Genomic DNA, 17,437 nt, shown 5'->3' on the forward strand with positions numbered 1-17,437 from the left:
GCGAGGGACAAGCCCTTGGCGCAGGCCGATGTTCCACTCTACGGGACGGGCCGCAAGGCAGGTGCGGCGGGCCGCGCCCTAGCTCTCCGCCGGCTCCTCTGCCGCCTTGGTCTTGCGCAGGTCGTTCTTCCAGAACCGCAGGCGGAAGCCGAAGCGGTGGAGCACCCAGCGCAGGCCGGCGATCAGCAGCACCAGTGGCAGCAGCGCCGTCACCGCATAGACGATCGCCGCGATGCTGACCCCGAGGGTCGAGCCGACCGAGCGCAAGGCGGTGGCGACAGGGCGCACGAAGCCGACCTGGCTCTCCCCGAAGGCCGGCTCGTACTGGATCTTCACATCGCTGTAACGGATGCGCCCACGGAAGCTTTCGAGCCGCGCGCGCACCGCGTCGATCTCCTCGTTGACCTTGGCGACTTCGGATTCGGCCTTGACCAGTTCGTCGACCGAACCGCGGTTGTTCTGGAGGATCGCCGTCAGCTTGTCGCGCAGCAGCAGGCGCGATTTGAGGCGGGCTTCGGTGTCGATGATCTGGGTGCTGAGGTCCTCGCCCTCGCGCACCGAGGAAACCAGCGTGCCGCCCAGTTCCTCGGCCGGAGCCAGCAGCGCTTCGCCGAGCTTTCCGGCGCGGTCGGCAGCGACTTCCATGCTGACTTCGCCATAGCCGTCCCAGCTGTCCGAGCGCGATTGCGAGGTGCGGATGATGCGGCAGGCGGGGGCCATTTTCTCGCACAGGGCGACGTGGCGCTCCTGCAGCTTGGCGATGGCGTCGGCCTCGATGCGGAAGCCGTAGCCATAAGAATAGGCGATCTGGTTCGGGGCCGAGGCCGTGGCGGCAGTGGGCAGGGGGACCGAGGAGGCTGTGTCGGCAGGTGGCTCCTCGACGCTCAACGATTGGACCCGCTCCACCATGGCCATGTCGCTGTCGCCTTCGAGCAGGTTGAAGACCGAGGATTGCTGCGCCTCGTGAAAGCCGAATTCGCTTTCCGTCCCGCCCCCGTCAGCGGGCTTGCTGCACCCCGTCAGGCACAGAGCGAGCGAAGCGGCGGCGATCAGTGATGTGCGCATGAATTCCCCTGTCCCCTGGGTGCGCGGCGATCATCGAATGAAATCAGGCGGTTTGGCAAGCGGAATGCACATTGCGACCCCCTCCCGCCCCGCGCGATTGCGGAGCATTCCCTGTGGAAACCCCTCTCCCTCGCGCGCGCGGGGATTGCTAGACGGGGGCCATGTCCGATCCCGTGCTTCCCGCCGATCCCGATGACGGCTTCGACGCCATCGTCGATGCGCCCTTCGATGCCGCGCTGTCCGAGCGCTATCTGGTCTATGCGCTCTCGACGATCACCGCGCGCTCGCTCCCCGATCTGCGCGACGGGCTGAAGCCGGTCCACCGCCGCCTGCTGTGGGCGATGCGGCAGCTGAAGCTCAATCCGAGCGATGCCTTCAAGAAGTCGGCCCGCGTCGTCGGCGACGTGATCGGCAAGTATCACCCCCATGGCGATGCCTCCGTCTACGACGCGATGGTCCGCCTCGCGCAGGATTTCAGCCTGCGTTATCCGCTGGTCGAGGGGCAGGGGAATTTCGGCAATGTCGACGGCGATAACGCCGCCGCCTACCGCTACACCGAAGCCCGCCTGACCCGCACCGCATTGGAACTGATGGCGGGGCTGGACGAGGGCACGGTCGATTTCCTCCCGACCTATAATGGCGAGGAGATCGAGCCCGAGATTTTCCCCGGCCTGTTCCCGAACCTGCTCGCGAACGGGGCGAGCGGGATCGCGGTGGGGATGGCGACCTCCATCCCGAGCCACAATGTCGCCGAGATCATCGACGCCACGCTCGAGCTGATCGACAATCCCTCGGTCACCCATGAGCGGCTGATGGAGCTGTTCCACGGCCCCGATTTCGCCACCGGCGGGCACGTGATCGACAGCCCGGCGATCATCGCCGAAGCCTATCGCACCGGGCGCGGTGCCTTCCGTCTGCGTGGGCGGTTCCGCGCGCCCGAGGCCAAGGATCAGGCCGATATCGATGCCGGGATCGAGCGGCTCGGCGGGGGCCAGTGGCAGCTCGTCATCTCGGAAATTCCCTATCAGGTGCCCAAGTCCAAGCTGATCGAGCAGATCGCGCAGGCGATCGCCGACCGCAAGCTCCCGATCCTCGAAGACGTGCGCGACGAGAGCGACGAGGCGATCCGCATCGTGCTCGTGCCCAAGAGCCGCAATGTCGATCCCGAGCTCCTGAAGGAGAGCCTGTTCAAGCTGACGGATCTCGAAACCCGCTTCAGCCTCAACATGAACGTGCTCGATGCCCCGCCGGGCCTTGGCCGCACCCCGATGGTGATGGGGCTGAAGGAACTGCTTGAAAGCTGGACCTCGGCGCAGATCGACATCCTCCAGCGCCGCGCCAGGCACCGGCTGGACCAGATCGCCAACCGGCTGGAACTGGTGCGCGGCTACATCATCGCCTTCCTCAACCTCGACCGGGTGATCGAGATCATCCGCACCGAGGACGAGCCCAAGCCGGTGATGATCGCCGAGTTCGAGCTGACCGACCGGCAGGCCGAAGCGATCCTCAACATGCGGCTGCGCTCCCTGCGCAAGCTGGAGGAAATGCAGCTGCGCAAGGAACAGGACGAGCTGCTTGCCGAAGAGGCCGACCTGAAGGCGCTGCTCGAAAGCCCCGCCAAGCAGCGCACGCGGTTGAAACGCGACCTGCGCAATCTGCGCAAGAACTACGCCGAGGACACCCCGCTCGGCCGCCGCCGGACGCTGATTGCCGAGGCTACGCCCACGGCGGTGTTCAGCATGGACGCGATGATCGAGAAGGCGCCCGTCACGGTGATCCTCAGCCAGAAGGGCTGGATCCGTGCGGCCTCGGGCCACGTGCCGCTCGACCAGGAGTTCAAGTACAAGGAGGGCGACGGCCTCGCCTTCATCCTCCACGCCCAGACCACCGACAAGTTGCTGCTCGCCGCCTCCGACGGGCGGTTCTACACGCTGGGCTGCGACAAGCTCCCTGGCGCGCGCGGCTTTGGTGAGCCGGTGCGCACCATGATCGACCTCGAGACCGAAGCGAATGTCAGCGCAATGATGGTCCACCGCCCGGGCGGCAGGCTGCTGCTCGCCTCAAGCCACGGCAAGGGCTTCGTCGCGCTGCTCGACGAGCTGCTCGCCGAGACCCGCAAGGGCCGGCAGGTGGTCAATCTCAAGGACGGGGCGAAGCTTTCGGTGATCCGCCCGATCGGCGAGGGGCACGATCATGTCGCGGTGGTGGGCGACAACCGCAAGCTCGTTGTCTTCAACCTCGAAGAGCTGCCCGTCATGTCGCGCGGGCAGGGGGTGCAGCTCCAGCGCTACCGCGATGGCGGGCTGTCCGATGCGACGACCTTCGTGCTTGCCGATGGCCTCAGCTGGCAGATGGGCGGCTCGGGCGAGCGCACGCGGACCGAGACCGAAATCCGCATGTGGAAGGTCGCGCGCGGGGCTGCCGGGCGGATGCCGCCGCAGGGCTTCCCCAAGTCGGGCAAGTTCGGCTGAGCGGGGCCTAGTTCCCGGCGCCCGTGGCCGAGGCGTTGCGGGTGCTGCCATTGGCGGCGCTGGCGATCTGGTCGCGGCTGTAGAGCACCATCAGCTGGCCCTGCGGGGTCACAGCGAAGTGCTCCTTCTTCAACCGCAGCGGCCCCTGCGGGCTGTCGAGGATGATCGAATCCGCAGTGAGGTCCGCCACACGGATCGTGCCCACCGCACGGCCCCCGGAGGAGATCACCGCCGCGCCCGGCTTGAGCTTGGCGTCGCGCTCGGCATTGGCTGCGGCAAGGCGCTCGTCCATCATGCTGTCGACCAGCGAGCGGGGCGCGTTGACGCTCTTCCCGTTGGGCCCGTCGAACACCATGCTGAGCGGTACGGGGGCCTTGTGGCGGCCGGTGTCGATCACGACCACCTGCGCGTTGACCTCGACCACGGTGCCGACCGGCTTGCCATCGCTGCCGTAGATCGTCGTGCCGACATCCTGCGCAAACACCGCCGCGGGGGTAACGGCAATGGCGCCGGCCATCAGCGCCAGCCTGAGGGTTTTCATCACAGCACTCCAACTCTCGTTTCCCCGTCGCCGTGCCAAGGGGGCGGCATGGCGTATCGGGGTGCGGGCTGGTCGGCCGGGGGTGGCCAAGAGGACCGGTGTGGCTTGTGACCGGTGGGGCCCGCAGCCAAGACTCTAACCTGCGTGAGTATGGAGGGGAACCGGCCGGGACCGCATCCGTCGCGGGTTTCGCCCCGTTCGCCCCTTTACGTTCGCGTCAGGAGGCCGCGCGGGCGAGTTCCTCGGTCAGCAGCGCGTCGATGCGGGCAGCGTCGGGGAAGCCTTCGGCGACCCAGCGCGCCTCGACCTGCTGGAGCACGCGCGCGACCGCCGGGCCGGCGGTGACCCCGCGCGCGACGATCGCGCCGCCCTTCAGCGGGAAGACCGGCACGCTCCACCCGTCGAGCGCCCGCGCGTCGCCGCCGCCGATCAGCAGGCGGTCCGTCGCGACGGGGGGCGTGAGGCGATAGGCGAGGGCGCGGGGGTTCGCGGCATCTTCCGGCCGGCGCTCGGCCGCGGCCACCAGGCGGCCGCGCTGGGCCTTGGAGAGGCGCAGGCGCGCGGCGACGGTCTCGGCCGTCTCCGGCATCGGCGGAAGCAGCGCCGCGAGCCGCCGGACGGGATCGGGGGCAATGCCCTGCTCGGCCTCGGCCGCGATCAGCCGCGCAAGGGCAGCGACCTGCGGCGGGCAGGCCTCGGGCAGGATCACCGGCAGCACGCCGCGCTTCCTCATGCGGTCGATGGTCGGGTGCGGATCGGGCAGGGCGAGCAGGGACAACAGTTCCGAGGCGATCCGCTCGCGGCTGAGGCCCTTCAGCGTGTGTGCCAGCTCGGCGCAGGCATCCTCGGCCTCGGGATCGAGATCGGCGCCGAAGCGGGTCTGGAAGCGGTAGTAGCGCAGGATCCTGAGGTGATCCTCGGCAATCCGCTGGCGCGCGTCCCCGATGAAGCGCACGCGGCCTGCCGCAAGATCGTCGAGACCGCCAAAATAGTCTGCGATCTCGAGCGTTTCGGGATGGGCATAGAGCGCGTTGATGGTGAAATCGCGCCGCGCGGCATCCTCGGGCCAGTCCTGCGCGAAGGCGATGGTGGCGCGCCGGCCATCGGTGGCGACATCGCGCCTCAGGGTGGTGACCTCGACCGGGCCATCCTTGAGGATCGCGGTGATGGTGCCGTGATCGATCCCGGTCGGCACGGTGCGGATCCCCGCGCGCCCGCAGGCAGCGATCACCTCGGCGGGCATCAGCTTCGTGGCGCAATCGACATCGGCCACGGCCACGCCGAGCAAGCCATCGCGTACCGCCCCGCCGACCCAGCGGATGTTCTCCGCCCCCAGCGCGCGCGTCAACAGGGCGAGGCCCTCGCGCCTGGTCCAGTCGGCCTGCGAAAGTTCACGCAGCATCGAACAGCGCCTCCCGGCTGATCCGCCGCGACAGGTTGGCGATGATCGCCGCGGTCACACCCCAGATGCGGAAGCCCTGCCAGTCGAGTTCGAGATAGCGCCGGTTCGCCCCGCGCCAGAACACCTCGTTGGTCGTCCAGCTGGCAGGATCGAGCAGCAGGCCGAGCGGCGCTTCGAACCACGCCTCGACCTCTTGCGGGTTGGGGACAAGCTCCAGCCCCGGCGGAACGACGCCCACCACCGGCGTCACCAGAAAGCCGGTGCCGGTGTGGTAGACATCGCTGGTGCCGATCACCCGCACGGCATCGCGGGGGAGAGCAAGCTCCTCCTCGGCCTCGCGCAGGGCGGCGGTGACGGCATCCTCGCCCGGATCGATCTTGCCGCCGGGAAAGGCGACCTGCCCGGGGTGATCGCGCATCGCGCGGGGGCGCTGGGTGAGGATCACCTGCGGATCATGCGCCACGTCGGTGATAGCCACCAGCACCGCGGCGGGCGTGGCGCGGCCATCCTTGGCGAAGTGCGCGTCGCTCAGGAGATCGGGAATGTCGCGCGCATGGCCTTCCGCAAAGGCGCGGGCGAGGGGGTCGTAGAGGCTCATGGCAGCAGGCGGAAATGCGCGCCCTGGCTGGTGACCCGCCAGCCATTTTCCTCGGCCCCTTCGGCCAGCGCGATCTCGGCCAGCTGCGCCCAGGTTGAGCGGTTGAGCCGCGCTTCGCACCCGCGCCGCACGTGGAGATAGAGCGCGGGCTCCTCGGTCGTGCCCGCTGCGCGCAGAGCGTGCTCGGGGCCGGCGATCACCAGTTCGTCGGTGTTGAGCCGGAACGCCAGCGCGCCCTCGGTCCGCACGCAATCGGTGGCGATGAAGGCCGCGTCCTCGACCTCGATGCTGAGCTTCTCGATCGGGGTGACGAGCCAGTGGTGCCCCGCCGCGTCGCGGGTGAGCAGGCTGGCAAAGGCGCGCACCATCGCCTCGCGCCGGATCACGCCGCCTTCGTGGAACCAGGTGCCGTCGGCGGCGATCACCATGTGGCTCTCACCGATCTGCTGCGGGCTCCAGCTTTCGACCGGCGGCAGCTTGCGCTCCTCGACCAGCGCCGCGATCTGCGCGAGGGTCAGGCCGGCAAGGTGAGGGGGCGGTTCGTAGGGCATTGCGGGAAGGGGATGGCAGATGGCGCGCGCGAGGTGAAGGGGTTAGTGTCCCTTATGTCGCCGCTAACCCTCCCACGGGCCCAGCATCCCTTCGGTCGGCATCGCGGCAAGGCCGTGGCCGCGGGCGAGCAGGCGGTCCTGTTCGTAGGGGCCGGGGCAGTGCCAGCCGCCGGTCATCGCGGCCGAGAAGCCCCAGCGCCCGTAATAGGGGGCATCGCCGATCAGCACCTGCGGCAGCGCGGGGCCGCCGCTTGAGGCAAGCCGCGCATCCTCGGCGATCATCGCGCTCATCAGCCCGACCCCGAAGCCTTCGCCCTGCCGTTCGGGCACGACCGCGACCGGACCGACCATCACCAGCGGCACCTGTCCCTGCTTCGTCTGCAAGCCGATGGGCCAGCACTGGATCGTGCCGACCAGCATCTCGTTCTCGTCCAATGCGGCGAGGCTGAGGCCGGGGAGCCAGTCCATCCCGGCGCGAATGCGGTAAGCGGTGCGCGCATGGCGATCCGGCCCGAAGGCGCGGTCGAGCACCTCCTCGATCATGGCGGGATCGACCGCCTCGAGCGGGATCAGGGTCGCGGTGGAGGTGGCCATCAGCGAGGGCTGAGCTTCAGCAGCCGCGCGCCCTTGCCGTCCTGCGCAACCCAGATCGCGCCGTCCGGCCCCTGCGCGATGGCGCGCAGGCGGTTCTCGAACTCGTGACGAGCGACTTCGCGTGCGCTCTCGCCATCGATCGCGACATCGACGATCGCCTGCGAGGCAAGGCCGGTGATCAGCGCATGGCCCTTCCACGCGGGGAACTGGTCGCCGGTGTAGAAGATCATGCCGCCCGGCGCGATCACGGGGTTCCAGCTGGTCGCGGGCTGGGCGAAGCCGTCGCCGGGTTCGTGATCGGGGATCTCGTCGCCGTTGTAGTGGCTGCCGTTCGAGCGCAGCGGCCAGCCATAGTTGGCGCCGGGCTTGACGAGATTGAGCTCGTCACCGCCCGCCGGGCCGTGCTCGACCTCCCACAGCCGCCCCTGCGCATCCCAAGCGACGCCGAGGATATTGCGGTGCCCCATTGACCAGATCTCGGCCGTGACGCCGCCTTTGTCCGCCATCGGATTGCCCGCGGCAGGCGTGCCGTCGAGGTTGAGGCGCACGATCTTGCCGAGCGTTGCGGCGGTGTCCTGCGCTGGGGTCATCTTCTGCCGCTCGCCGCTGGCGACGAACAGATACTTGCCGTCGGGCGAGAAGGTCAGGCGGTGCGAGTAATGCCCGCGCCCCGTCACCTTGGGGGTCTGGCGCCAGATCACGCTGAGGCCCTCGATCGCGCAGGTCGTGGGGGCCGAGCACACCAGTTTGCCCTTGCCAACCGCCGCGCCGCGGGTGTCGTTCTCGCCCGCTTCGGCCCAGCTGAGGTAGATCGTGCGCGTGCCGAGCGTATCCGACGCCTCGGCCGGCAGGAAGGCGATGTCGCCAAGCCCGCCCTGGCCGCCGTAATCGACCTTAGGCGCGCCGCTGACGGTCGCGGTCTCGCCGGTCTTGGTGTCGAGCAGCTTCACCGTACCCGATTTCTCGGTGACGAAGAGCGTCGCCGTGCCCGGCGCGAAGGCCATCGCCCAGGGCTCCTCGAACCCCGCGACGTCGGTCGTCTTGAACGGGTAGGCGGGGCCGGTGGTCGCGACGATCTCGCCCGATTGGGCTGCGCTGTCCCCGGTTTCGGCGTTGGCACAGCTTGCCAGCAGCAGGGCAGGGGTCGAAAGAGCGGCGAGCAAACGGGCAGAACGGATCATGCTTGGGGTCACTCCGGATTTGATCGCCTCGGGCGCGCCGCTGGTGATCGGCGTCGACGAGGCTGGGCGCGGGCCGCTCGCCGGGCCGGTGGTGGCCGCGGCGGTGGTTCTGGGCGCCGCGATACCTGCGGGGCTCGACGATTCCAAGCGCCTTTCGCCCGCCCGCCGCGCGGTCCTCGACGAAGCGATCCGCAGCAGTTGCGGCTGGGCCGTGGCGGTGGTCGATCCCGAGGAGATCGACCGCGTCAACATCTTCATGGCGACCATGCTGGCGATGACCCGCGCTGTCGCCAGCCTCACCGCCGCGCTCGGGTGCGAGACGCGCGAGGTGCTGATCGACGGCAACATGACACCCCACGGGCGCTGCACCGACTGGTGCTGGCCTGCCCGCGCAATCGTCGGCGGGGACGGGATCGAGCCCGCCATCTCCGCCGCCTCGATCATTGCCAAGGAATGGCGCGACCGGATGATGCTGGAGGCCGCGCAGACCCATCCCCACTACGGGTGGGAGCGCAACAAGGGCTACGGCACGGCCGAGCATATGGAAGCGCTGCGGCTTCACGGCCCGAGCCCGCTCCACCGCCGCAGCTTCGCCCCGGTTGCGCAGCTGGTGCTGATCTAGAGCCCGGGTCGTCAGGGCAGGCAACGGGCCGGAATCAACAAAGATTTCAGCATTCCCCTGTATGGCATTCAGCCAAAGGGGAACGCCAGCATGACCATCCATCGCCCGGTTTTCGGCCGCAAGCAGAGCCCGGCGGTACAGCGCGCTGCGCCGCAAGCCGCCGCACATGACGCGCCGGCGAGCCGCATTCTTCCTGCCGAGCTGTGGGACGGCCCCGCAGGCGCTACGCTGCGCGAGGCGGGGATGGAGCCGGATTCCCCCGCCAACCAGCGGATGACGCAGGAACGGGCGGATGCTTTGCAGGACGAACAGATCGCCTTGCAGCGCCAGTTCCTCGACCGGGTCAACGCGCAGCTGCCGGCGGGCACGCAGGTTTGCGCCTACGCCATGCTGCCTTGGGCGCTCTGGAACGGGCCATACGGGCACATGCTCGCGGTAACGTGCGGGTTGTGGCCGCAGCAACCGTGGAACACGATGCTGCTCGCCGCAGACCAGCGCGCGAGCTTCGTGCTTGACCTGCCGGAACATCCGGGCGGCTATCCGCCCGATTTCGTCCCCCAGCTCGAACGCCTGCTCGGCGAGCTGCGTCAGGACATGGACGCCGAAATGGCGCGTGCCCGAGCGGTCGCACGCCTCGATTGGGACGCGGTGGCGGCGTGGGAGGAAAAGCGGGTTGCCATGATCCCCAAGATCATCGCGATGGCGCATTATGTCGGCCGGGTCTGCATCGGCGAGGCGGCGTTCGACCGCCACCGGGAGATGTTCGGCGCGACGCTCGGCTGGCCGGGCGCACGCTGAGTCTTTCGCGCCACACCCCCGCATCTGGAGTCCTGCCAGCGGCGCCGGACTCTACATCTTGTGCCGGACTCGTTTCGTTCCGCGCCGGGAGTGGTCGCTGCACGACAAGCCCCGCAAAATTAGGTGCTTGACGCGGACTCTTCAAAGACTCATGCCTGTGGATAAGTTCCATGCATCACAGGTGAGGCCCCGGTGGCAAGCGTAATAGAAAAGGTGAAGTCGCGCGCGAAAAGCGTTCAGAAGACGCAGGAAATTGCGCGTGCGCCCGATCTTCCGCTGGGCCGCATCCTGCCGGGCGACTGCATCGAGGCGATGCGCTCGCTGCCGAGTGCGAGCGTCGATCTCGTCTTCGCCGATCCGCCCTATAACTTGCAGCTCGGCGGCGATCTGAACCGCCCCGATGGCAGCCATGTCGATGCGGTCACCGACCACTGGGACCAGTTCGATTCCATGGCCGCCTACGACAAGTTCACCCGCGAATGGCTGGCCGAGGCGCGGCGCGTGCTCAAGCCCGATGGCGCGCTGTGGGTGATCGGCAGTTACCACAACATCTTCCGCGTCGGCGCGATCCTCCAGGACCTCGGCTTCTGGATCCTTAACGACATCGTCTGGCGCAAGACCAACCCCATGCCCAACTTCAAGGGCACCCGCTTCACCAACGCGCACGAGACGCTAATCTGGGCGAGCATGGGGGAGAAGTCGCGTTATCACTTCAACTACCGCGCGATGAAGACCTTGAATGACGAACTCCAGATGCGCTCCGATTGGGTGCTGCCGATCTGCTCGGGCGGGGAGCGATTGAAGGAAAACGGCCGGAAGGCGCACCCCACCCAGAAGCCCGAAGCGCTGCTCTACCGCGTGCTGCTGGCAACGACCGAGAAGGGCGACGTGGTGCTCGATCCCTTTTTCGGCACCGGCACCACCGGCGCCGTCGCCAAGCGTCTGGGGCGCGAGTGGATCGGGTGCGAGCGCGAGGATTTCTACCGCGGCGTCGCCGAAAAGCGCATCGCGCGCGAGCTGCCGCTCGATGAAAGCGCGCTCACCACGATGCAGAGCCCCCGCAGCGCGCCCAAGGTGGCGTTCGGCGCGGTGGTCGAGAGCGGGCTCATCCCGCCCGGCAGCCAGGTGTTCGACAAGAAGCGCCGCTGGATCGCCACGGTGCGTGCCGATGGCTCGCTGGAGTGGCAGGGCAAGACCGGCTCGATCCACGGGCTCGGCAAGGACCTGCAAGGCGCGCCGAGCTGTAACGGCTGGTCGTTCTGGCACTACGAGAACGGCGGGGACGTGCAGCCGATCGACGCCGCACGCCAGCTCTACCTGCTCGCCGCCGAGGATTGATCCGGCCGGTGACCGAGCGGGTCTATCTCCATCCCCTGACCCTTGCCCCCGGCCCGCAGGCCGTGGAGGGCGAGGCGGTGCGGCTGGGCGGGTCGATGGCCTATGCCCGCGAATTCGCGCTGGTGGTTCGCGACGCCGGGCAGGTCGCATCGCGCCTCGTCGGCACCCGCACCGAGATCGAGGCGGCGATCGCGCGGCTGCCCTCGGGGCTCGCCGACGATGCCGCCCGCCAGTGGGCGAACCTCGCGCGGGTCCACCCGCCGCTCCAACTGGGCGAGCGCACCGTCAGGCTCGATCAGCCGCAGGTGGTGGGAATCCTCAACGTCACCCCCGACAGCTTCTCCGACGGCGGGCAGCATGATGCCCTCGAGGCGGGGCGCGCCCATACCGCAGCGATGCTTGAGGCCGGCGCAGCGATCATAGACATCGGCGGGGAGAGCACCCGCCCGGGGGCAGCGGCGACCTTCGAGGACGAGGAGATCGGCCGCATCCGTCCGGCGGTGGAGTATTGCGCCGGGATGGGCGCCGCGATCAGCCTCGATACCCGCCGCGCGGGCGTGCTTGCCGCGGGGCTGGATGCGGGCGCGCATATGGCGAACGACGTTTCGGCGCTGCGCTATGACCCGCGCTCGATCGAGGTCGTCGCGGCGCGGGGTTGCCCGGTGATTCTGATGCACGCCCCCGGAGCGGGCGAGGATCTGCACGCAGGCGGCACCTATGCCGACGTGGTGAGCGAGGTGTTCGATTTCCTCGCCGCCGCGCGGGACCGGGCGGTTGCTGCGGGGGTGGAGGAGAGCCGCATCATCCTCGATCCCGGCATCGGCTTCGGCAAGTCGCTCGCCGAGAATCTCGCGCTGATCAACGCCCTGCCGCTGTTCCATGCGCTCGGCTGCCCGCTGATGCTGGGGGCGAGCCGCAAGCGAATGATCGGGGCACTCTCCCGCGAGGAGGCGGCAGACCAGCGCCTCGCCGGATCGGTCGCACTGGCGCTGAAAGGCATGGAGGCGGGCGTCCACCTGCTGCGGGTGCATGACGTTGCCGAGACGGTGCAGGCGCGCAATGTCTGGCGCGGCCTCAAGGACGCGGCGCTGACCGATTTCAGCACGCTCCCGCCGCTCTAGCAATGTTTCACGTGAAACATTTCAAGCGCTTAGTGTAGGATTTCCCCTCCGCAAATCCTTCAGAGCGTGAAGCCGCCGTCCGATACCAGCACGTGGCCGGTGATGTTCGCCGCAGCGTCGGAAAGCAGGTAGCAGATGCTATCTGCCATCTCCTGCGAGGAGGCAAAGCGGCCCGAGGGGGTGGTTTTGGCCATGCGGGCGAGGGTTGCCTCGCGGCCGATGCGGGCGACCGAGGCCTGAAAATCCGCGCCGCTTTCCCAGATTGCCGTATCGACACCGCCGGGGGCTATCGCATTGATGCGGATGCCGTTTTTCGCATTCTCCGCCGCGGCGATGCGTGCCATGTGGGCGACCGCTGCCTTGGCGACGCCATAGGGCCCGATCCCCGGCACCGGCTTCAGCCCCGTGGTCGAGGAGACCACCACCACGCTCCCCTGCCGGCCTTCCATCGCCCGCAAGGAATGGGCGAGGGTGAGGAACGCGCCGTCGAGGTTCACCGCCATCACGCGGCGCCATTCGCCCAGCGAAACCGCCGACAAAAGGCCCCCTGAACCTATGCCGGCATTGACCACGGCATGGTCTAGACCGGCCAGGAGGGGGTCTAGTGCCACCCAAAGCGCCTCGTCGGCGACGCTGCCGGTGATGCGGTGGACCTCGCAAGCCTGAAGATCGAGCGCATCGAGCCCCGCGCCGTCCACGTCCACCAGCACCAGCTTGCTGGCACCCCGTGCCGCGAGCGCCTTGGCACAGGCCGCCCCGATGCCCGAAGCCGCCCCGGTGACGAGCGCGCTGCGCCCTGCGAAATCCTGAATCTGTGTCATGGCGGGGGCTGCTAGGCGCGCAGCCCCCGCCAATCAAGCCGCCAGCCTCAGCCCGGCGATGCCGCGCTGCCCGCCAGCAGGCCGCCGTCGAGCGTGAGTTCGGCGCCGGTCATGTAGGCGCTCTCCTCGCTGGCGAGGAAGACGCACAGGGCCGCGACCTCCTCGGGCGTGCCGAAGCGCTTCAATGGCGTATCGGCGACCAGCGCCGCCATGTTCGCCTCGCGCTCCGGCCCGTCGCCCAGCATCGGCTCCCACATCGGGATGAGCACCGCGGCGGGGTGGACCGAGTTGCAGCGCACCTGCCAGCCCTGCTGCGCCGCGTAGAGCGCGACCGACTTCGAGTGGTTGCGGATCGCCGCCTTGGAGGCCGCATAGGCCGCCGCCCCGGGAATGCCGACCAGCCCCGAGCGCGAGGAGATGTTGATGATCGAACCCTTGCGGGCCTCGCGCATCGCCTTGAGGGCATAGCGGCAGCCGAGGAAGGTGCCGTCGGTGTTGACCGCGTGGACCGCGCGCCAGTCGGCAAGGCTGGCGTGTTCGGGATCGTGCGGCGCCATCCCCGCCTCGAACCCGGTGATGCCGGCATTGTTGACCACCACGTCGGCCTGCGGGTGAAGCGCGGCGAGCGCCTCCCAATCGGCCTCAGAGCGGACGTCGAGCTTGAGGAAGTCGCAGCCGAGCGCCGCCGCGCTGGCCGCACCGGTCTCGGTGTCGATGTCGGTGAGGAGGACGCGGGCGCCCTCGGCGATGAAGGACGCGCAGATGGCGCGGCCGATGCCGCGCGCAGCGCCGGTGACGACGCAGAACGCGCCGTAAAGTCTAGGCATGGGGTAACCTCGGAAATGCAAGTGAACATGGGGGCGTCCGGCTTTGGCCGCGCCCGGTTGTGCTGTTGCCGCCTTAGCGGTGACGCTTGTTCACTTGACCCACTCCTCGTGCCGAGGCGTGCCCCTTAGCGGCATCAGGCCGCGTTGTCGATCCCGAGGTCGGAGAGCTTGCGGTAGAGCGTCGAGCGCCCGATCCCGAGCCGGCGCGCCACTTCGGTCATGCGGCCGCGATAGTGGCCGATGGCGAGGCGGATCACGTCGGCCTCGATCTCCTCGAGCGGACGCAGGTTGCCGTCGGGGGTGTAGAGCATGATGCCCACGCCCTCGTGGCTGCTGGCCATGGTGACGCTGCCCTGCTCGCCCAGCATTTCGGAGAGCTGCGGGAAGCTGTCGGCGGTGAGCGAATTGCCCTCGGCATAAACGGCCGCGCGGAACAGCACCGATTGCAGCTGGCGGACATTGCCCGGCCAGTCATAGGCGGCGAGCAAGGCCAGCGCGGAATCGCTCACCGAAAGATGGTTGAGGCCCGGCTGCTCGCCGATGCGGGCGAGGAAGTGGCGGGTGAGCGCGGGGATATCGCCGGTGCGGTCGCGCAGGGCGGGCAGGACGATGCGCGTCGCACCCAGCTTGGCGGCAAGGCCCGCGTCGAACTGGCCGGCTTCGACCATCCGGTCGAGCCCGACATTGCTGGTGACCAGCAGGCGCACGTCGACGCGGAAGCCGTAGCTTGCGCCGACGGGGCGGATGATGCCGCTATCGAGCGCCTCGGCGAGGCGCTGCTGGAGAACGGGGGTGAGGCGGTCGATCTCGTCGAGGATCAGCGTGCCGCCGTCGCAATGCTGGAAGGCGCCGATCTGGCGGTCGAAGGCGCCGGGGAAGCTGCCGGGTTCGTGGCCGAACAGCACCGAATCGATCGAGCCCGGGGGGATCGAGGCGAGGTTGATGATCCGCAAGCTTTCCTTGGCACGCGGGGATGCGCCGTGCATCGCGCGCATCAGCATTTCCTTGCCGGTGCCGCTTTCGCCCTCGATCAGCACATGGCCGTGGCCGCGCGCGGCCTTGGCGGCCTGCGCCAGCGCGGCGCGGAATTGCGGGGCGGTGCCGATCATCGCGTCGAAATCGAGATGCGCGGCCATTTTCTCGGTCAGCGGCGCAAGCTCGTCGCGCGGGCTTTCGCGGGTGGTGACGCTGCGCAGCGCCTCCATCAGCCGGTCGGGGGAGACAGGCTTGACCAGATAGTCCGAAGCGCCCGCCCGCATCGCCTCGACCGCGAGCAGCGGCGAGGCGCTGGTGGTGAGCATCAGGATGGGGAGCGCCGGGCGGCGCGACTTCAGTTCGGCGATCAGCGCGCAGGCATCGTCGCCCGGCACCCACTGGTCGAGCAGGATCGCGGAAAGCTGCATCCCCTCGCGCGTGCCGAGCATGGCGATCGCGGTCTCGGCGTCCGGGGCGACGATCGTGCGCCAGCCGTCGCGCGCGGCGATCGCGGTGATCAGGCGGCTCTGTGCAGGCTCGTCATCGATGAGCATGACGATTCGCGCATCGTCCTGCGCCTGGGGGAGGCAATCCATCTCTGCCATCGCTCGTGCCGCTTTCTTTCCCTCGTCACGCGCGGGCAGACGGCCCGCACAACATCACCCGCCATGCATAAGACGGGGAGGTAAAGACGTGATTAAGGCTGTCCCGCTCCGGCACAGAAAGCCGCGGCGCGCAGATGGCTGCGGACAGCGCGCGCCTCTCACTAAAGGTGACTTGAGATAGGCGCGCGGCTCCGATACGTGGGCGCCATGGGCAACGGCGCCCGCTTTTTTCGCAACCATCCGGCAACCAATCGCTCGCCCGAGCATTGAGGAGCCCAAGGGGAAGAGACATCATGAGCGTTCACGACATGGAAAAGGCCGAGGCCACCTACACGGGCTTCATGGCCACGCTGAAGTGGGCTGTGCCCGTGATTGCGGTGATCGCCTTCGCGGTCGTCGCGGCAATCGCCAGCTAAGCGGCCGCTAAGTGAAGATCGCCATCCTGAAGGAGCGCGCCTCGGGCGAGACGCGCGTCGCCGCCACGCCGGAAACGGTGAAGAAGTTTGTCGGCCTCGGTGTCGAAGTCGCGGTCGAGGCGGGGGCGGGCGTCACCGCTTCGGTCGAGGATGCGGCCTATGCCGAAGCGGGCGCGAGCGTCGGCACGGCGGCGGCGACGGTGAAGGATGCCGACATCGTGCTCGGCATCCAGGCGCCTGACCTCGCGCTGCTCAAGGGTGCCAAGCCCGGCGCATGGGTAGCGGCGCTGTTCGATCCCTTCACCAAGAAAGATGTGGTCGAGGCCTATGCCGCAGGCGGCTTTGAGGCGCTGAGCATGGAATTCATGCCGCGCATCACCCGCGCGCAGTCGATGGACGTGCTGTCCTCGCAGTCGAACCTTGCGGGCTACAAGGCCGTGCTGGCGGCGGCGGATGCCTATGGCCGCGCCTTCCCGATGATGATGACCGCGGCCGGCACGGTGCAGGCCGCGCGCGTCTTCATCATGGGCGTGGGCGTTGCCGGCCTCCAGGCGATCGCGACCGCGCGGCGTCTGGGCGCACAGGTCTCGGCGACCGACGTGCGCTCGGCCACCAAGGAGCAGATCCAGTCGCTCGGCGCCAAGCCGATCTTCGTCGAGAACGTCGCGGGGATCGAGGGCGAGGGTTCGGGCGGCTATGCCACCGAAATGAGCGAGGAATACCAGAAGGCGCAGGCCGAACTGGTCTCCAGCCACATCGCCAAGCAGGACATCGTTATCACCACCGCGCTGATCCCGGGCCGCGCCGCGCCGCGCCTCATCACCGACGCGCAGATCGCGACGATGAAGCCGGGCAGCGTGATCTTCGACCTCGCGGTGGCGCAGGGCGGCAACGTTGAAGGCTCGGTGGCCGACGAAGTCGTGGTCAAGCACGGCGTCAAGATCATCGGCTACGCCAACACCCCCGCCGCGCTCCCCGCCGACGCCTCGGCGCTGTTCGCGCGCAACCACTACAACTTCCTCAGCGCCTTCTGGGACAAGGAGGCCGGCAAGCCCGTGCTCGACGAGGAAATCGGCAACGCCATCCGCCTGACGCAGGGCGGCAAGGTCGTCAACGAGCGGCTGCTCGGCTGAGCCGATGGGCCTGATCAACGCCACTGTCTGGGACAGCGCCGATGCGGCCGAAGACCTCGCCTATGCCCTCGGCAAGGGCGAGGCGGTGCGCATGGCGTTCAAGCTGGTGCGCGATTCGATCATCTTCACCGACCGCCGCATCCTGATGATCGACATCCAAGGGCTGACCGGATCGAAGAAGCGCTTCCTGACGATCCCGTACCGTGCGATCACCACCTTCACGCTGGAGAGCGCCGGGCATTTCGATCTCGATACCGAAGTGACGCTGACGGTTTCGGGCTCTGCGCCGATCGCCTTCAACCTCAGCCGCGGCGCCGACGTGCCGGGGCTGGTGACGCTGCTCACCGAATATCTCGCGCCCGGAAAATAGACCGGCAA

The 17,437-nt window shown here is 68.5% G+C and carries 18 protein-coding genes; 8 read left to right on the top strand and 10 right to left on the bottom strand.

The annotated features are described in order from the left end of the window. Positions 1-78: 78 nt before the first annotated feature. Positions 79-1,065, bottom strand: a complete 987-nt coding sequence (locus tag BZF57_RS02530) for a DUF4349 domain-containing protein (RefSeq protein WP_086734261.1) — start codon at positions 1,063-1,065, stop codon at positions 79-81. A 161-nt stretch (positions 1,066-1,226) separates the two neighbouring features. On the opposite strand from BZF57_RS02530, the gene parC reads away from it, so the two are divergent. Further along, a complete protein-coding gene (gene parC / locus BZF57_RS02535; RefSeq protein ID WP_086734263.1) occupies positions 1,227-3,536 on the top strand; it encodes a DNA topoisomerase IV subunit A in 2,310 nt (769 codons plus the stop codon). A 7-nt stretch (positions 3,537-3,543) separates the two neighbouring features. Here parC and BZF57_RS02540 read toward each other — a convergent pair whose 3' ends face one another. The 6 genes from BZF57_RS02540 to BZF57_RS02565 form a co-directional block, all read right to left on the bottom strand. Further along, positions 3,544-4,077 carry a hypothetical protein gene (locus BZF57_RS02540; RefSeq protein WP_086734265.1) on the bottom strand — a complete coding sequence of 178 codons (534 nt, stop codon included), beginning with the start codon at positions 4,075-4,077 and terminating at the stop codon, positions 3,544-3,546. Between the two features lie 217 nt (positions 4,078-4,294). Next, positions 4,295-5,479, bottom strand: coding sequence for a CCA tRNA nucleotidyltransferase (locus BZF57_RS02545; protein WP_086734268.1), 1,185 nt, complete (start codon positions 5,477-5,479; stop codon positions 4,295-4,297). Further along, positions 5,469-6,077 carry a CoA pyrophosphatase gene (locus tag BZF57_RS02550; RefSeq protein WP_086734270.1) on the bottom strand — a complete coding sequence of 203 codons (609 nt, stop codon included), beginning with the start codon at positions 6,075-6,077 and terminating at the stop codon, positions 5,469-5,471. Before BZF57_RS02550 ends, BZF57_RS02545 begins: the two co-directional genes overlap by 11 nt. Continuing rightward, positions 6,074-6,628, bottom strand: coding sequence for a DUF1285 domain-containing protein (locus tag BZF57_RS02555; RefSeq protein ID WP_086734272.1), 555 nt, complete (start codon positions 6,626-6,628; stop codon positions 6,074-6,076). Before BZF57_RS02555 ends, BZF57_RS02550 begins: the two co-directional genes overlap by 4 nt. Before the next feature lie 63 nt (positions 6,629-6,691). Continuing rightward, positions 6,692-7,222, bottom strand: a complete 531-nt coding sequence (locus BZF57_RS02560) for a GNAT family N-acetyltransferase (RefSeq protein ID WP_086734274.1) — start codon at positions 7,220-7,222, stop codon at positions 6,692-6,694. Then, positions 7,222-8,403, bottom strand: coding sequence for a PQQ-dependent sugar dehydrogenase (locus BZF57_RS02565; protein ID WP_086734276.1), 1,182 nt, complete (start codon positions 8,401-8,403; stop codon positions 7,222-7,224). The genes BZF57_RS02560 and BZF57_RS02565 overlap by 1 nt, the downstream gene beginning before the upstream one ends. On the opposite strand from BZF57_RS02565, the gene BZF57_RS02570 reads away from it, so the two are divergent. The 4 genes from BZF57_RS02570 to folP all read left to right on the top strand — a co-directional run bounded on the left by BZF57_RS02570 (position 8,402) and on the right by folP (position 12,282). Continuing rightward, entirely contained in the window at positions 8,402-9,025 is a 624-nt protein-coding gene (locus BZF57_RS02570) for a ribonuclease HII (protein WP_086734278.1), read from the top strand. The two genes, BZF57_RS02565 and BZF57_RS02570, sit on opposite strands and share 2 nt — an antisense overlap. A gap of 90 nt (positions 9,026-9,115) precedes the next feature. Then, positions 9,116-9,823 (top strand): hypothetical protein, encoded by a 708-nt coding sequence (locus BZF57_RS02575; protein ID WP_086734280.1) that lies wholly within the window; start codon positions 9,116-9,118, stop codon positions 9,821-9,823. A gap of 213 nt (positions 9,824-10,036) precedes the next feature. Beyond that, complete coding sequence (locus BZF57_RS02580) at positions 10,037-11,161, top strand: site-specific DNA-methyltransferase (protein WP_086734282.1); 1,125 nt, start codon at positions 10,037-10,039, stop codon at positions 11,159-11,161. Between the two features lie 8 nt (positions 11,162-11,169). After that, positions 11,170-12,282: a dihydropteroate synthase gene (folP, locus tag BZF57_RS02585; protein ID WP_086734284.1), complete on the top strand. Its 1,113-nt coding sequence runs from the start codon at positions 11,170-11,172 to the stop codon at positions 12,280-12,282. A gap of 59 nt (positions 12,283-12,341) precedes the next feature. Here the strand turns inward: folP and BZF57_RS02590 are convergent, their stop codons facing one another. The 3 genes from BZF57_RS02590 to BZF57_RS02600 form a co-directional block, all read right to left on the bottom strand. Continuing rightward, positions 12,342-13,103, bottom strand: coding sequence for an SDR family NAD(P)-dependent oxidoreductase (locus BZF57_RS02590; RefSeq protein ID WP_086734286.1), 762 nt, complete (start codon positions 13,101-13,103; stop codon positions 12,342-12,344). A gap of 47 nt (positions 13,104-13,150) precedes the next feature. Next, positions 13,151-13,930, bottom strand: coding sequence for an SDR family oxidoreductase (locus tag BZF57_RS02595; RefSeq protein WP_086734288.1), 780 nt, complete (start codon positions 13,928-13,930; stop codon positions 13,151-13,153). A 134-nt stretch (positions 13,931-14,064) separates the two neighbouring features. Then, positions 14,065-15,501 (bottom strand): sigma-54-dependent transcriptional regulator, encoded by a 1,437-nt coding sequence (locus BZF57_RS02600; RefSeq protein ID WP_086734622.1) that lies wholly within the window; start codon positions 15,499-15,501, stop codon positions 14,065-14,067. A 302-nt stretch (positions 15,502-15,803) separates the two neighbouring features. Here BZF57_RS02600 and BZF57_RS20560 point away from each other — a divergent pair, with 302 nt between their 5' ends. The 3 genes from BZF57_RS20560 to BZF57_RS02610 are packed head-to-tail and all read left to right on the top strand — an operon-like array spanning position 15,804 to position 17,429. Then, positions 15,804-15,926: an aa3-type cytochrome c oxidase subunit IV gene (locus tag BZF57_RS20560; protein ID WP_143738318.1), complete on the top strand. Its 123-nt coding sequence runs from the start codon at positions 15,804-15,806 to the stop codon at positions 15,924-15,926. An 11-nt stretch (positions 15,927-15,937) separates the two neighbouring features. Next, on the top strand, positions 15,938-17,059 hold the full coding sequence (locus tag BZF57_RS02605; protein WP_086734290.1) for an NAD(P) transhydrogenase subunit alpha: 1,122 nt from the start codon (positions 15,938-15,940) through the stop codon (positions 17,057-17,059). 4 nt (positions 17,060-17,063) lie between these two features. Further along, positions 17,064-17,429 carry a PH domain-containing protein gene (locus tag BZF57_RS02610; protein ID WP_086734292.1) on the top strand — a complete coding sequence of 122 codons (366 nt, stop codon included), beginning with the start codon at positions 17,064-17,066 and terminating at the stop codon, positions 17,427-17,429. The last annotated feature ends 8 nt before the right edge of the window (positions 17,430-17,437 follow it).

It is taken from the genome of Erythrobacter colymbi (genome assembly GCF_002155685.1).
GTDB classification, from domain to species: Bacteria; Pseudomonadota; Alphaproteobacteria; order Sphingomonadales; family Sphingomonadaceae; genus Erythrobacter; species Erythrobacter colymbi.

Excerpts from the sequence above, each read along its gene's own strand:
- BZF57_RS02550 (WP_086734270.1), bottom strand. The coding sequence starts at position 6,077 with ATGAGCCTCTACGACCCCCTCGCCCGCGCCTTTGCGGAAGGCCATGCG.
- BZF57_RS02540 (WP_086734265.1), bottom strand. The coding sequence starts at position 4,077 with ATGAAAACCCTCAGGCTGGCGCTGATGGCCGGCGCCATTGCCGTTACC.
- BZF57_RS02590 (WP_086734286.1), bottom strand. The coding sequence starts at position 13,103 with ATGACACAGATTCAGGATTTCGCAGGGCGCAGCGCGCTCGTCACCGGG.
- BZF57_RS02570 (WP_086734278.1), top strand. The coding sequence starts at position 8,402 with ATGCTTGGGGTCACTCCGGATTTGATCGCCTCGGGCGCGCCGCTGGTG.
- BZF57_RS20560 (WP_143738318.1), top strand. The coding sequence starts at position 15,804 with ATGAGCGTTCACGACATGGAAAAGGCCGAGGCCACCTACACGGGCTTC.
- BZF57_RS02545 (WP_086734268.1), bottom strand. The coding sequence starts at position 5,479 with ATGCTGCGTGAACTTTCGCAGGCCGACTGGACCAGGCGCGAGGGCCTC.
- BZF57_RS02610 (WP_086734292.1), top strand. The coding sequence starts at position 17,064 with ATGGGCCTGATCAACGCCACTGTCTGGGACAGCGCCGATGCGGCCGAA.
- parC (WP_086734263.1), top strand. The coding sequence starts at position 1,227 with ATGTCCGATCCCGTGCTTCCCGCCGATCCCGATGACGGCTTCGACGCC.
- BZF57_RS02560 (WP_086734274.1), bottom strand. The coding sequence starts at position 7,222 with ATGGCCACCTCCACCGCGACCCTGATCCCGCTCGAGGCGGTCGATCCC.
- BZF57_RS02600 (WP_086734622.1), bottom strand. The coding sequence starts at position 15,501 with ATGGATTGCCTCCCCCAGGCGCAGGACGATGCGCGAATCGTCATGCTC.
- BZF57_RS02575 (WP_086734280.1), top strand. The coding sequence starts at position 9,116 with ATGACCATCCATCGCCCGGTTTTCGGCCGCAAGCAGAGCCCGGCGGTA.
- BZF57_RS02595 (WP_086734288.1), bottom strand. The coding sequence starts at position 13,930 with ATGCCTAGACTTTACGGCGCGTTCTGCGTCGTCACCGGCGCTGCGCGC.
- BZF57_RS02530 (WP_086734261.1), bottom strand. The coding sequence starts at position 1,065 with ATGCGCACATCACTGATCGCCGCCGCTTCGCTCGCTCTGTGCCTGACG.
- BZF57_RS02565 (WP_086734276.1), bottom strand. The coding sequence starts at position 8,403 with ATGATCCGTTCTGCCCGTTTGCTCGCCGCTCTTTCGACCCCTGCCCTG.
- BZF57_RS02555 (WP_086734272.1), bottom strand. The coding sequence starts at position 6,628 with ATGCCCTACGAACCGCCCCCTCACCTTGCCGGCCTGACCCTCGCGCAG.